Raw genomic sequence first — 13,277 nt, forward strand, 5'->3', positions numbered from 1 at the left:
GCAATCTACCGCGCACAGATATGACTTTTTCGTATATACAAACGCAATATTATTGCGCTGCACTTGCGAAAAGAGCCCCAAGCAGGTATCCCCTCGGAAGCCTGTCTGAGGAGGACCGACATGAGCCAATCCGCCCCGCAACGCAGCCTGACCGCGTCCGACATTCGTGCGCGCAAGGGGGCCGATCCGCTGGTCTGCCTGACGGCCTATACGACCCCCGTGGCCCAGCTGGCAGATGCGGACTGTGATCTGGTTCTGGTCGGTGACAGCGTCGGCATGGTGCTGCACGGGCTGCCCTCGACCCTTGATGTCACGATGGAGATGATGGTCATGCACGGCCGCGCCGTCGCCCGCGGGCTGAACCGCGCGCTGATGGTCGTCGACATGCCCTTTGGCAGTTACGAGGAAAGCCCGGCCCAGGCCTTCCGCAACGCCGCGCGGCTGATGGCCGAAACCGGGGCCGGTGCGGTCAAGCTGGAAGGTGGCGCGCATATGGAAGACACGATCCGTTTCATCGTCGAACGCGGCATCCCGGTCATGGCGCATATCGGTCTGACACCTCAGGCGGTGAACGCGCTTGGCGGCTACAAGGTGCAGGGGCGCGGCGCGGATGCGGACCGGATCCTGGAAGACGCCCGTGCGGTGACCCGCGCCGGGGCGTTCTCGGTCGTGCTGGAAAAGGTGCCCGCCGCTCTGGCGGATCAGATCACCGCGGGTATCGACATTCCCACGGTCGGCATCGGGGCCTCTTCAGGCTGTGACGGACAGATCCTGGTGATCGACGACATGCTGGGCCTTTTCGATGCCTTCAAGCCGAAGTTCGTCAAGCGCTATGGCGATCTTGCCAGCGACGCCCGCACCGCCATCCGCACCTACGCCCAGGAGGTTCGCGCACGCAGCTTCCCGGCCCCCGAACATGTCTTTTCGCAGGAGGAACCAGGCACATGAAGATCATCCGCACCAAGGCCGAGCTGCGCGCCCTCACGCAAAGCTGGCGTCGCGCCGGGGACAGCATCGGCGTGGTGCCGACCATGGGCGCGCTGCATGCCGGTCATCTGAGCCTGGTCGACCGCGCCTGCGACGAGAATGACCGCGTGATCGTGACGCTTTTCGTGAACCCCAGGCAGTTCAACAGCCCCGAGGATCTTGCGAAATACCCCCGGACCGAAGACAGCGATGCCGAAAAGCTGACGCCCTATGGCGCGGATGTCCTTTATGTGCCCGACGGCCCGCAGATGTATCCCGACGGCTTTGCCACGACGATTTCGGTGACCGGTGTCAGCGCGGGCCTGTGCGGCGGGGCGCGGCCCGGGCATTTCGACGGCGTGGCCACGGTGGTGACCAAGCTTTTCCTGCAATGCGATGCCGACCGCGCGTATTTCGGTGAAAAGGATTACCAGCAACTTCAGGTGGTGATCCGGCTGGCCGAGGATCTGGATCTGAAGACCGAGATCGTCGGCTGTCCGACCGTGCGCGAGGACGACGGCCTCGCCATGTCGTCGCGCAACCTCCGGCTCGGGCCCGGGCCACGCGAAATTGCGCCGGTGATCGCCCAGGTCCTGGACGACGCCGCGCGTGTCATCTCCCGCGGCGGACAAGTCGCGCAGGCCCTCGATAACGCCAGGGCGGCGCTGCTCACTGCCGGGTTCGACACGATCGACTACCTGGAGTTGCGCAGCGATCCCGACCTCAAGCTGATGAACAGGGCAGACCGCCCCGGTCGCCTCTTCCTGGCCGCCTGGCTCGATGGCGTGCGCCTGATCGACAATGTCCCTGTCGCGGGTCTCGCAAGCGTCCCGGCTCCCGAAGATCACCCGCTCGAGCCGGCCTGACCCGGGCCGCCGCCTCTCAGTCCTGGGCTCGCAAACCGGACCGCGCGAGGGCGGCGATGAGATCCGTCCTGGTGACGATGCCGACGATCCGGCCCTTTTCAAGGACCGGCACCGCATCGACATCACCATCGGCCATCATCGGCAGGAGCACTCCGACCGGAGTCGCCGGTACCGCCCGAGGCCCGGCGACGCTCATGATGTCCTTGGCTCGGACCGGCTGCGTACGATCCTGGTCGATCAGGCGCCGAAACGCCGCGAGATAGCCACGGTCGAGCCGAAGCGCATCCTCGCGCGCTCGGTCGATCAGGTGAATCTGGAAGATCACGCCAAGATAATGCCCCTCGACCCCGGTCACCGGAAGCGATGTGAAGCGATGATGTCTGAACAGGTCCGCAATCTTTGACAGCGGAGTGTCTGGGCCAATGGTCACCAGATTACGCGACATGACGTCGGTCGCGAGAAGCGGACCTGTCCGGTGCGCGGCGGCCTGCAACTCGGCCGCGCCGATCAACCGCGCCAGGTCTTCGACACCCAGATTGAACGACTGGCGATACCGGTCCAGCAGCTCTTTCAGTTCTTCTCGGGACAGCCCGATGCGCTTGGCGGGATCGGGATCTTCGGTGCGGTGGCGACTTGGCTCATCGAACTGGCGGAATGGATATCTGCGCCCCGTGAGCCGGGCGTAGATCGCAGCACAGACGACCAGCGCGAGGGTGCCTGTGGCGACGGGCGCGATCGCGAACCAGAGTCCAAGTCGCTCGACCGCCTCCGGGCTCATCGCCGCTGTCATGGCGACCGCACCCGCCGGGGGATGGATCGCGCGACACAGGATGCCGACCGTAATCGTCAGCCCGACCGCAAGGGCGATCCGCAGGACAGGGTCAGCGACCGCGGAACAGACCACCACACCGACCAGTGCCGCGAGAGTGTTGCCCACCACCGCCGACCACGGCTGCGCCAACGGGCTGTTGGGCATTGCGAACAGCAGAACCGACGTCGCACCGAACGGGGCAATCAGGTAAAGGCCGAGCGTCAGGTCGACCACGGGCGACAACAGGAATGCGCCCGTCACCCCAAGCCCGATCAGGGCGCCGATCCCGGCGCGAAGGGCCTCGGCTGGCGAGGGGCGGCCAATAACCGGGCCAAGCGAACGGAACAGGGACTCCATGACTGCTGCCTTGTCTGTTTTGCCTAAAGTTTCAGCAAGCGACGGCAGGCGCAAGCACATCCGCCCGGCATTGAACCGGGCGCTCAGCCTGATAAGCTGCCGCTCACCTAGGGGTGTCCCGACAAGGGGCTGAGATATCGCTGGCGATTGCAGCGCGGTGACCCTTTGAACCTGATCCGGATCATGCCGGCGAAGGGACAGGATCGCAGCGCTCTCTTGCCCTTGCCGGCCTCAGCATGACGAGGCCGCCTTGCCATATCAACCGACAGACCCACGCCCGATCCCGGCGGCCATCGCCGTAGTCGTGCGCGACACCCAGGTGCTTCTCGTGCGTCGCGCCAATCCGCCCGATGCGGGCCTTTGGGGATTTCCCGGCGGCAGGATTGACCCGGGCGAACCCCTGTTCGACGCAGCCATCCGCGAACTGGCCGAGGAGACCGGCGTTTCCGCAGACCCGCTGCGGGTGATCACGGCGCTCGACGCCTTTGATCACGACGGCACCGGCACCTTGCGCCGCCATTTCATCCTGGTCGCCGTCCTGTGCCGCTGGACCGCCGGAGACCCGATTGCCGCAGATGACGCGCTCGAGGCCCGCTGGATCGAGATCACGGCGCTGAAGGAAGGCCACCTCCCGCTCAGCCGCGATGTGGCCGAGCTTGCGGATCACGCGGCCGCCCTGATGGCAGAGGTGCCGGCATGATCCCCAATGTTCTGAGCATTGCAGGCACCGATCCCTCGGGCGGCGCGGGTATTCAGGCCGATATCAAGACCTTCTCCGCGCTTGGCACCTATGCCTGTTCGGTCGTCATCGCCGTGGTTGCGCAGAACACCTGCGGCGTGCGGTCGTTTCAGGCGCTCGATCCCGCTTTCGTGGCCGACCAGATCGACGCGGTCTTCGACGACGTGCGCATCGACGCGGTGAAGATCGGCATGATCGCCAACGCCGGGATCGACCGCGCGGTGTCCGACCGGCTGCGCCATCACGCGGCGCGCAACATCGTGCTGGACCCGGTGATGGTGGCGAAAAGCGGTCATGCCCTTCTGGACCCGCCGGCGGTTTCGGCACTGCGCGAGGCGCTGGTGCCTCTGGCAGCAGTCATCACACCGAACCTGCCCGAGGCCGCCGTCCTGCTGAACCGTCCCGACGACTGGACCGCCGTGACCATGACCGCCGCCCTGCCTGAACTCCTGTCTCTCGGGTCCGACTACGTTCTGCTCAAGGGCGGGCACCTGTCGGGCGCGGACAGTACCGACCTGCTGGCCGGCCCCGAAGGTACGCAGACGCTGCGCGCGCCCCGTATCACCACGACCAACGATCACGGCACGGGCTGTACCTTGTCCTCGGCCATTGCCGCGCTGTTGCCCTATCACGACATGCCCGGGGCCGTGACCCGCGCCAAGGCTTATCTGCATGCCGCGCTGGCCCAAAGCGATGCACTGGACGTGGGTCACGGACACGGGCCGGTGCATCATTTCCACGCACTCTGGGCGTCAGACGGTTAGCGCGTCGATCCTGTCCCTCAGGGCGCGGGCGGCGGCCTTGGGGTCGGGCTGGCCGCAGATGGCAGAAACCACGGCGACGCCCTGCGCCCCGGCCTTCAGGACCTGCGCCACGTGCTCGGCCTTCAGCCCGCCGATCGCCACGGCGGGCACCGGGCTGGCCGCAACCTGCGCCGCCAGCCCGTCAAAGCCCACGGGGGCCTTGTGATCCGGCTTGGAAGGCGTGGCAAAGACCGGCCCGGCCCCGATGTAATCGACCAGCGCCGGATCGACCGATGCCGCCAGCGCCGGCGTCTCGACCGAGAAACCCAGCACCATCGTCGCACCGATCCGGGCGCGGGCCTCGGCCACGGCCATGTCGCCCTGGCCGATGTGCAGCCCGTCTGCGCCAATCGCAATGGCGGCCTCCACGTCGTCATTCACGATCAGCACCGCGCCGGTCCCCGCCAGCGCCGCCTTCAGCATGCGGCCCGTCTCGATCATCCGTTCCGTATCGGCCGCTTTGTCCCGCAGCTGCACCACCGTCGCCCCGCCCGCCACAGCGGCGCGGGCCGTGGCGATCACGCCGACCCCGGCGCAGAGGCCGGGATCGAGCACGAGGTAAAGCGAGAGGTCGGGGCAGCACCTCACGCGAGCACCGCCGCATCGCGGATCGCCGCCCGCGCCAGCGCCTCCGGCGTGACCGCAGCCAGAGCATCGAGGAACAGTGGCGCAAAGCTTCCCGGCCCTGCCGCGCCTTCACCCGCCTTCGCCCCGGCTACGGCGAAATGCGCCAGCGCCGCGACGGTGGCGTCAAAGGCGTCGTCGGCCACCGCAGCATAGGCCCCGCAAAGGCAGGTCAGCGAACAGCCCAGGGCGGTGTTCATCGGCATGAAAGGCGAACCACCCTCGACCCGCACTGCGCGGGTGCCGTCGGTGACATAATCGACCTCGCCCGTCACCGCGACAACCGCACCGCTGGAGCGCGCCAGCCGACGCGCCCCCTCTTCCGCCGCCGCGACTGGATCACGCCCGTCGACGCCCTGCCCCCGGCTGGCTTCCCCGGCGAGCGACAGGATTTCCGAGGCATTGCCCCGGATGATCGTCTGGCGTTCGGCCACCAGCGCCTGCACGACCTCGCGCCGATAGGCCGTCGCCTGGCAGGCCACCGGATCCAGCACCCAGGGCCGCCCCGCGCCCCGCGCCCCCCGGATCGCTGCCTGCATTCCGGCGACGAAGGGCGGCGACAGGGTGCCGATGTTCACGGTCACGGCTCCGGCAATCCCGGCGAATTCCTCGGCCTCTTCCACGTCCGAAACCATGGCGGGGCTGGCCCCCGCTGCAAGCATCACATTTGCGGCGATGTTCATGGCGACGTAGTTGGTGACGCACTGCACCAGCGGCGGCGTGGCGCGCAGCGCGGTCAGAAGGGTGTTCGGTGCCTGGCTCATGCCTTGTCCTCCAGTGGGATATAAAGCGCTCCGCCGTCGCGGAATTTCTCGGCCATGCGCGCCATGCCGTCCTTCTGCGCTTCGGCGCGGATATCGTGAGAAATCCGCATGGAGCAGAATTTCGGCCCGCACATGGAGCAGAAATGCGCGACCTTATGGGCCTCCTTCGGCAGGGTTTCGTCATGCATCGAACGCGCAGTTTCGGGATCGAGCGAAAGGTTGAACTGGTCTTCCCACCTGAATTCGAACCGCGCGCGGCTGAGCGCGTCGTCGCGGATCTGCGCCGCCGGATGCCCCTTGGCCAGGTCCGCCGCATGGGCCGCGATCTTGTAGGTGATGACCCCCACCTTCACGTCGTCGCGGTCGGGCAGGCCGAGGTGTTCTTTGGGCACGCGGATGTCGGGGTGACGAGTGCCCGCGTGCCAGACACGGCGCGAAGCGGGCAGCGGGCCCGTGGTGACGGTTGGGGTGAGGTCTTTCATCGGTCGTAGGCTCCATAGCTCAAAGCGTTGGAGACCCAGTTCCGCGCCGAATGGGATTGCCGGCGTGGGAATAGCCCTCCACGAAAGTGGTCGGGGCCCGCGCGGCCAGTGCACCATCCCTACGCCAGTGTGAACTGGATCAGGTTCATCGGGTCACTGCGCTGCACAGGTGCCAGCAGTATCTCAGCCTCTTGTCGAGACCCCCCGGGTGAGTGCCCGCAGGCTGTTCTGGGCGCGCGCAAATGTCAACGCACGATAAGAGGGGCCATTATCGTTACCGCTCCAGCGGATGATTTCGGCGGGGCGATCCATCTGTGCTGAACTGGCTGAACTCAACCAAAGGAGTTCAGCATGTCCCGCTTCGATCATACCGCCATCGTCAATTCGCGCCGCCGTCAGCGCAGCCTCGGCCACCACGCGCTGCGGGCCTATGCCCAGGAACGGGGGCGCTTCTTCAATGTCGTGGACCTGGTGAACAAGCTCGATGCCGAAGCCCGTGCCGACCGACAGGGGCGCACAGCAGACCTGCTCTGCCGCCTCGACTTCCTGATACTCGACGAGCTCGGCTATCTCCCCTTCGCGCAAACTGGCGGCCAGCTGCTGTTCCATCTCATCAGCCGGCTCTACGAGCGCACCTCGATCATCGTGACGACCAATCTCGACTTCGGGGAATGGCCTTCGGTCTTCGGCGACGCGAAGATGACCACTGCGCTGCTCGACCGCCTGACCCATCACTGCGACATCGTCGAAACCGGCAACGAGAGCTGGCGCTTCAAGACCCGAGAATGACCGACACTCACGCTCCAAGGGGGTCATTTTTGGACGCCGATAAGGGGTCAAGATTGTGTGCCGATTGACAGATAGCGTGCTCAGCAGGGCAAAGGACTCTAGATGAGAGCCTGCTTGAGAGAGGAACCGGAGTCTTTACTGAGAAGAACGGGCATGATACCCGTTCTCTAGTCAAGATCGGGTATGGTGCCCATTCTCGGGGAGGGTCCCACTGCGATACGTCCCGACACAAGTGGCGTCCGAACTAACTGGCCTTTCGACGGATAAACTTCGCGAGTGGACCAGTAGGCGTGCACTGATACCAGCCGATGTCCGACCAAAGAAGAAGGGTTCCCCTGCCAAATTCACTTGGCAGACGATTCTAGTGTTGAGAATTGCGGTGCTTCTGCGTGAGAGATTCCATCTTGAACTGCAAGCGCACAGAACATCTTTCATCAATTTGCGGTCCGATCTGCGAAAGCGATCCTTCATTACATTGTGGGGACATCGGGTGGCTATGACCCCGGACCAATGGACGATCCTTGATGAGGAAGACCTGATAGCACAAGATGATGCGCTACTGATCCGCCTTGACCCACACTTGCGCGTACTGCGAACTGGGTTTGCGCTCCCTGATGTCGCCGCAGGCCGCGGACAACTCGACCTCTTTTCTCTGGCGAACCTGCACCGCGCTGAAGGCTCGAAAGCACCAGCCAAAGCAGCTGAGTCTGACCAGAGGCGTTCTGCATGAGGGCTGGCGGAAATCTGCCAAAGTCGATTTGGCAAACCCCTTTGTTAAACTTGTTTGTTCCTGTTATGTTCTCGCTTGGCGAGACTTTAGATGAGCAATAGCTATGAGCGCGGAATCGATGCAGAATTGGCTGGAGAGGCTCGGCTACAATGCTGAACCTGCCGTCTTGCATCGTCGCGGCGATGACGTTCCCGAAACTCATCCATATGCACTTGAACTCAAGACCCTCCTGAGACCGGAAGGTCCAATACGTGCTCACGCGGTCTTTGACGTGGAGGGGGTGCCTACCGTCGTGTTCGTAGGAGAAGATGGAGATCCTCTTTCGTCTCAAGCGCTCGACGAAATCCGCAAACGTGTTTGGAATCAAAATCTTGCTACTATAGTCATTGAAATCAAAGGCGACACAGCCCTAGCTGTGCCTGCCCGAAAGCTGCGTAACGCAGGCCAACAGCTTATCCTTGATGACGCCCGACCGGACGGTCCTTTCTCTGCGCTCGACATAGCCTCTGCCAATGTCTCCCGGCGCGTTCCCAACTGGTTTGATGTAAAGGCGCGAGTCGACCGAAAGTTGCTCGCGAACCTCTCCGTTGTCGTCTCACAGCTTGCCGATCAGGGCCTCTCGGGAGCATCGAAGGATCACGATCGCCGTCATCTGGCCGAGCTGCTTATGGGCCAGATTCTGTTCGTCTCCTATTTGGAACATCGCGAGATAGTCGGCGCCACTTACCGCGATCGCCGCCAAGTCTCTCAACTCCATCATCTGATCGCCGAGAAAGATCGGGCTGGACTCAGAACACTGATTGACGCGCTTCGATCGGATTTCAATGGCGACTTCATGGGAGATGATCGCCACGATCCCTGGACCAAACTTACGGATGACGGCTTTAACCTGATCAATCGCTTTCTACAGCGCACTGATATGCGAACCGGCCAAGGTGATTTTTGGAACTACGATTTCAGCTATATTCCGGTCGAGTTACTTTCTGGTCTCTACGAGTCTTTCTTATCGGATGAACAGCAGGCTAAGGACGGCGCGTATTACACGCCACGTCACCTTGCTATGCTCGCGGTCGACCAGGCGTTCACGAATTCATCCGACCCACTCTCTGAAACGATTTTTGACGGTGCATGCGGCTCCGGCATACTCCTGACCACGGCCTATCGTCGGCTGATCGCGCTGTCAGAAGCACGCGAAGGGCGTCAACTGAGTTTCCGCGAACGCGCAGACCTGCTCCGAGGTCGTATTTTTGGCGGCGACATCAATTTTATGGCCTGCCGTGTCACAGCGTTCAGTCTCTATTTGTCGCTCCTGGAAGGCCTAAATCCTGCCGACATCATGGAAGCGCAGGAACGAGAGGGGACGAAACTGCCGTCATTGAACGGCTCAAACCTTACCTATGGTGAGGACGCAGCAGACTTTTTCCGCGATGATCATGCTTTCAGCGGTAAGCGCTTCTCGCTCATTATCTCGAATCCGCCATGGGCCGAACCTGAAGGCTCCTCTAAGACGAGCGCAGACGCTTGGGCAGAACGTGCCGAAGCTCCATTTGTGCGCCGCCAGATAGCCGGCGCGTATGCGTTGCGCGCGATAGACTTTCTGCAGGCGGGGGGGCAAATCTGTCTCATCTTGCCAATTGGGCAGTTTCTCGGACCGTCCAGTACGGGGTTCGTTTCGCATCTGCTAGAACAGTATCAGCCGTCACGATTGATCAATTTTGGTGATCTCCAGGGACTTCTTTTCCCCACTGCAGAGAATACCTGTCATGTCTTCCTTGGCATTGTACGGCCAGAACGGCTTCCGAGCAGAATCCCCTTCGATGAGAATTTCGAATACTGCGTGCCTAAAGCAGATATGAGTCTTGCTCTTGGCCGGCTGACAATGCAGTCCGCCGACAAACATCATCTTCAAACGCGCTCAGTGGCGGAAGACCCCCAACTTCTCGTGACTATGATGTGGGGCGATGCAAACGACCTTTCAATTTGGGCGCGTCTGTCCGCACACGGCACATTTTCTGATTTCTGGCGCGGACCTCACGAATATCGTCGCTGGATATACCGAAAGGGGATCCATCTAAACGACAGGAGTCGCGAGCCGGTCAACGCCGGACCGCTCCGCGACAAGCCGTTTATACCGATAGCTGCGCTGAGCGCTGGTTCACCTGTCTTGCACTCAGACTTACTTACATCGTGGCCAAAGGGCCAGGACACTGTTGTCGGTCTAAACGAGTCGGTGCTGAGTGTATTCGATGGCCCGCGCGTCTTGTTCCCGGATGGGTTTTCTAGGGAGCAGTTAAATGTCCGAGCGGTCTACTATGATGGACCCGCAGCTTTTACCCACAGCATCGGCGTGATCTCCGGACCGAAGGAGGACGCTGAACTTCTCAGCTTCGTTGCCGTATATCTACGCTCAAGTCTTGCGCGCTACTTCCTGATGATGCGTGGCTGGAAGATGCTGTGCGAACGCAATGGTGTTCACCTCAAGGACGTCGAGACGTTTCCGTTCTTTATGCCGGAGAATGCTCCCGACGGGGCAGTTGCAGCCGAAGCGCTGTCGAGCGTCTCTCGCCATGTGTCCGAAATCACCGAACTCCCTGAACTTGAACAAAGCGCGCGCTATGAAGAATTGAGGCCAAAGCTGGATCGGGCAGTGTTTTCCTATTTTGGCCTTGGCTCCGAGGAGCAGAAGCTTGTCCGTGAAACAGTCGATGTTTTCATGCCGTCCATCCGGCCACGTGGTTTCAAGAGCCTCGACACACCAGCACAGCACACTGCTCAGCGCAGTGACTTCAAGACTTACGCTCGTGCACTTGCAACATCACTTACGGATTGGCGAGCCAAAACGCATGGCAAGGGACGCTTCCACGTCGATGTGGTAACCAGCGATCCTAGGCGAGCTGGTCCATCTGGAATCGTTCGCATCTCATACAAGGAGAAGCCTACCTCGGCGCCCGTCGTGGAGACGCAAGTAAGCGATGCGCTTGTCCTGCAAACACTCGAGCAATTGCGCATTTCAGGTCTGAGAGCCATTCCTCTAGGAGATTCCCTGACGCTGGTCCCGGATGCCCATATCTGGATCGATCAATCGCTTTACCTCGTGCGACCGCTTACCAAACGCAACTGGACCATACGGCAAGCACTCCGTGATGCTGAACAAATTGTAAGAACGGTACAAGCCCGCGCTGCATCCGGAAAACGGGGAGTGTCCGCGTGACAGCAGCCGACGATTGGTTTGCGGCATTCCCCATTCAGCCAGCGACCGAAGCCGTTGAAGCGCTTTGCCAAGCATGGACCGAGTTGGCTGAACGGCCACGGCCTGACTTCAACCCCAAAACTAATGAAGCAGCGCTAACGAAGCGACTTAAGGTCTACATAGAAAATTACACAGCACGCGAGCGTGGCCTACTCGGCATGTGGGCAGCTGAGGATATCATTGGCGAGATAGATCCTGCGACGGGCGCAATGATCGAAGAACGCCGAACCGATATTGTCTATGGCTGGAACGACTCCACCCAGGATCTAAAGTTCGTCTTCGAGTTTAAGCGCCTAGGAAGGCAGAAACGACACCGAGACCACTATCTACGCGAAAATGGCTTGGCTCGTTTTGTCACTGGAATTTATAGTCGGCGTCAAGCAGTTGCTGCCATGGTTGGTGTTCTTCTTGATCCCGAGCCGGATGTAGTTCCCCCCATTCGGGAAATGCTGAGTCAGGAAGAAATGGTCGCCGAACTCAAGCTCCGGCCTGCTGCGGACGGCTTAGCCGTTATCCAACCATCCGCTTTGTTTAGCGCCGCCGACTTCGACACAGAGCATGAGAGAGACCCCACCTTGGCGCCCTCTCACGGCCACATACGTGTTGCCCATTTCTTTCTGCCGTTCGGGTATCCGACGACGACGAAAAAGCCGAAAGGTCCAAAAGTATAACAACAAGGGACCGAGGATGAGGAGCGGGCCGGCGGTAATGGACATTTTGTAGGCTTCGTGCTACATAATCAGTAAATCTGTAGCGCGAAGGCTTCAAATTATGCCGACTCCACACCATCCCTCTGTTGCCGTGCGACGCACGCTCCGCAAGTTGGGGTCAGACATCCGCGACGCACGACGTCGACGCAAACTGCCCATGGCGGTCGTGGCAGAACGCGCCTTCACGTCCCGCTCGACCCTTCAGAAGATCGAGGCGGGCGACTCGAACGTCGGAATCGGGATTTACGCCTCTGTTCTGCAAGCTCTCGGCCTGCTGGATGGCCTTGGCGGCATCGCTGACATCAGCCGTGATGAAATAGGTCAGTCTCTCGCAAGCGCAAACCTACCCCGACGGGTTCACCTCAAAAACAAGTCAGGGCGGTCCTCCCGTGAGTGATATAGAAGTTCATATCGATCTTCATGGACAAACCCGACCGATCGGGATCGCCCACGCCAACCTAGTTCGCGGGAGCGAAACCGTTGTGTTCGAATATATCGAGGGCTGGCTCAATGACCCTGAGCGCTTCTCAATCGAGCCCGCCCTCGCATTGACACGCGGCGGCTTTGCACCACCGCAAGGCCAAGCCATTTTCGGATCACTCGGTGACTCAGCCCCGGATACCTGGGGGCGTCGCTTGATGCAGCGTGCGGAGCGTCGACTCGCTGACCGCGAAGGCAGACAGGTCCACACACTTACGGAAACCAATTACTTGCTCGGCGTAGCTGATGAGACCCGCCTAGGTGCACTGCGCTTTCGACGCGTGGGCGCAGAAGAGTTCCAAGCTCCCATTCGGGCGGGCGTTCCAGCCGTCATCGAACTCGGCCGCTTGCTACAGGTCACCGAACGCATCCTACGAGACGAGGAGACCGATGAGGACCTGCAACTAATCTTTGCGCCAGGATCTTCACTCGGAGGCGCGCGCCCTAAGGCGTCGATCATCGACCAACATGGTCATCTGTCCATCGCGAAGTTTCCGAAAGAAACGGATGAATACAGCATGGAGACCTGGGAGGAGATCGCGCTTCGGCTTGCCGAACGTGCCGGGATCAACACCCCCAGTCACGAACTCGTCGAGGTCGCCGGTAAGGCCGTGCTCCTTTCGAGGCGTTTTGACAGGGAGGGCAACAAACGAATTCCGTTCCTTTCCGCCATGTCTATGACCGGTTCGAGAGATGGGGAACGCGGTAGTTACCCTGAGATCGTCGACGCTTTGGGAGGGCAAGGCGCGCATGCAAAGACGGATGCCGCTGAGCTCTACAGGCGCGTTGCTTACTGTGTTCTGATCTCGAACGTGGACGACCATCTCCGTAATCATGGGTTCCTATGGGCGGGAAGGGTGGGCTGGACACTCTCGCCAGCTTACGACTTGAATCCAACGCCAGTCG

At 61.5% G+C, this 13,277-nt stretch carries 11 protein-coding genes, 2 pseudogenes and 2 riboswitches; of the genes and pseudogenes, 9 read left to right on the forward strand and 4 right to left on the reverse strand.

Going from position 1 to position 13,277, the window contains the following annotated elements:
* Positions 1-120: 120 nt before the first annotated feature.
* Both panB and panC read left to right on the forward strand, forming a co-directional pair.
* Positions 121-948 (forward strand): 3-methyl-2-oxobutanoate hydroxymethyltransferase, encoded by an 828-nt coding sequence (gene panB / locus MRY75_RS19375; RefSeq protein ID WP_036562971.1) that lies wholly within the window; start codon positions 121-123, stop codon positions 946-948.
* The gene (gene panC, locus MRY75_RS19380) at positions 945-1,832 is read left to right on the forward strand and encodes a pantoate--beta-alanine ligase (protein WP_036562975.1); all 888 of its coding nucleotides are present in this window, start codon (positions 945-947) and stop codon (positions 1,830-1,832) included. Before panB ends, panC begins: the two co-directional genes overlap by 4 nt.
* Positions 1,833-1,848: 16 nt before the next feature.
* Here panC and MRY75_RS19385 read toward each other — a convergent pair whose 3' ends face one another.
* The gene (locus MRY75_RS19385) at positions 1,849-3,000 is read right to left on the reverse strand and encodes an HPP family protein (RefSeq protein ID WP_036562978.1); all 1,152 of its coding nucleotides are present in this window, start codon (positions 2,998-3,000) and stop codon (positions 1,849-1,851) included.
* Between the two features lie 99 nt (positions 3,001-3,099).
* Positions 3,100-3,216, forward strand: a riboswitch (TPP riboswitch).
* A gap of 34 nt (positions 3,217-3,250) precedes the next feature.
* On the opposite strand from MRY75_RS19385, the gene MRY75_RS19390 reads away from it, so the two are divergent.
* Together MRY75_RS19390 and thiD are read left to right on the forward strand one after the other, a co-directional pair.
* Positions 3,251-3,700 carry an NUDIX hydrolase gene (locus MRY75_RS19390; RefSeq protein WP_292309626.1) on the forward strand — a complete coding sequence of 150 codons (450 nt, stop codon included), beginning with the start codon at positions 3,251-3,253 and terminating at the stop codon, positions 3,698-3,700.
* On the forward strand, positions 3,697-4,503 hold the full coding sequence (gene thiD, locus MRY75_RS19395) for a bifunctional hydroxymethylpyrimidine kinase/phosphomethylpyrimidine kinase (protein WP_292309627.1): 807 nt from the start codon (positions 3,697-3,699) through the stop codon (positions 4,501-4,503). The genes MRY75_RS19390 and thiD overlap by 4 nt, the downstream gene beginning before the upstream one ends.
* Here the strand turns inward: thiD and thiE are convergent.
* The 3 genes and pseudogenes from thiE to MRY75_RS19410 all read right to left on the reverse strand — a co-directional run.
* Positions 4,492-5,130, reverse strand: coding sequence for a thiamine phosphate synthase (gene thiE / locus MRY75_RS19400; protein WP_088626495.1), 639 nt, complete (start codon positions 5,128-5,130; stop codon positions 4,492-4,494). The two genes, thiD and thiE, sit on opposite strands and share 12 nt — an antisense overlap.
* Positions 5,127-5,930, reverse strand: coding sequence for a hydroxyethylthiazole kinase (gene thiM, locus MRY75_RS19405; protein WP_292309628.1), 804 nt, complete (start codon positions 5,928-5,930; stop codon positions 5,127-5,129). The genes thiE and thiM overlap by 4 nt, the downstream gene beginning before the upstream one ends.
* Positions 5,927-6,319 (reverse strand): annotated as a pseudogene (locus MRY75_RS19410) (phosphomethylpyrimidine synthase ThiC); the annotation flags it as partial. The gene thiM and the pseudogene MRY75_RS19410, both read right to left, overlap by 4 nt.
* Before the next feature lie 191 nt (positions 6,320-6,510).
* Positions 6,511-6,629, reverse strand: a riboswitch (TPP riboswitch).
* A 185-nt stretch (positions 6,630-6,814) separates the two neighbouring features.
* Between MRY75_RS19410 and istB the strand changes: the two are divergent.
* The 5 genes and pseudogenes from istB to MRY75_RS19435 form a co-directional block, all read left to right on the forward strand.
* Positions 6,815-7,201, forward strand: a pseudogene (gene istB, locus MRY75_RS19415) (IS21-like element ISPkr1 family helper ATPase IstB); the annotation flags it as partial.
* Between the two features lie 833 nt (positions 7,202-8,034).
* The gene (locus MRY75_RS19420) at positions 8,035-11,142 is read left to right on the forward strand and encodes an N-6 DNA methylase (protein WP_292309629.1); all 3,108 of its coding nucleotides are present in this window, start codon (positions 8,035-8,037) and stop codon (positions 11,140-11,142) included.
* The gene (locus MRY75_RS19425) at positions 11,139-11,852 is read left to right on the forward strand and encodes a Fis family transcriptional regulator (protein WP_160383816.1); all 714 of its coding nucleotides are present in this window, start codon (positions 11,139-11,141) and stop codon (positions 11,850-11,852) included. The genes MRY75_RS19420 and MRY75_RS19425 overlap by 4 nt, the downstream gene beginning before the upstream one ends.
* Positions 11,853-11,952: 100 nt before the next feature.
* A complete protein-coding gene (locus MRY75_RS19430; protein ID WP_065818596.1) occupies positions 11,953-12,288 on the forward strand; it encodes a helix-turn-helix domain-containing protein in 336 nt (111 codons plus the stop codon).
* The coding region (locus MRY75_RS19435) for a type II toxin-antitoxin system HipA family toxin (protein ID WP_292309630.1) at positions 12,281-13,277 on the forward strand (997 nt) is incomplete at its 3' end. The genes MRY75_RS19430 and MRY75_RS19435, both read left to right, overlap by 8 nt.

Source organism: Marivita sp. (assembly GCF_022763305.1).
In the GTDB taxonomy this organism is placed as follows: domain Bacteria; phylum Pseudomonadota; class Alphaproteobacteria; order Rhodobacterales; family Rhodobacteraceae; genus Marivita.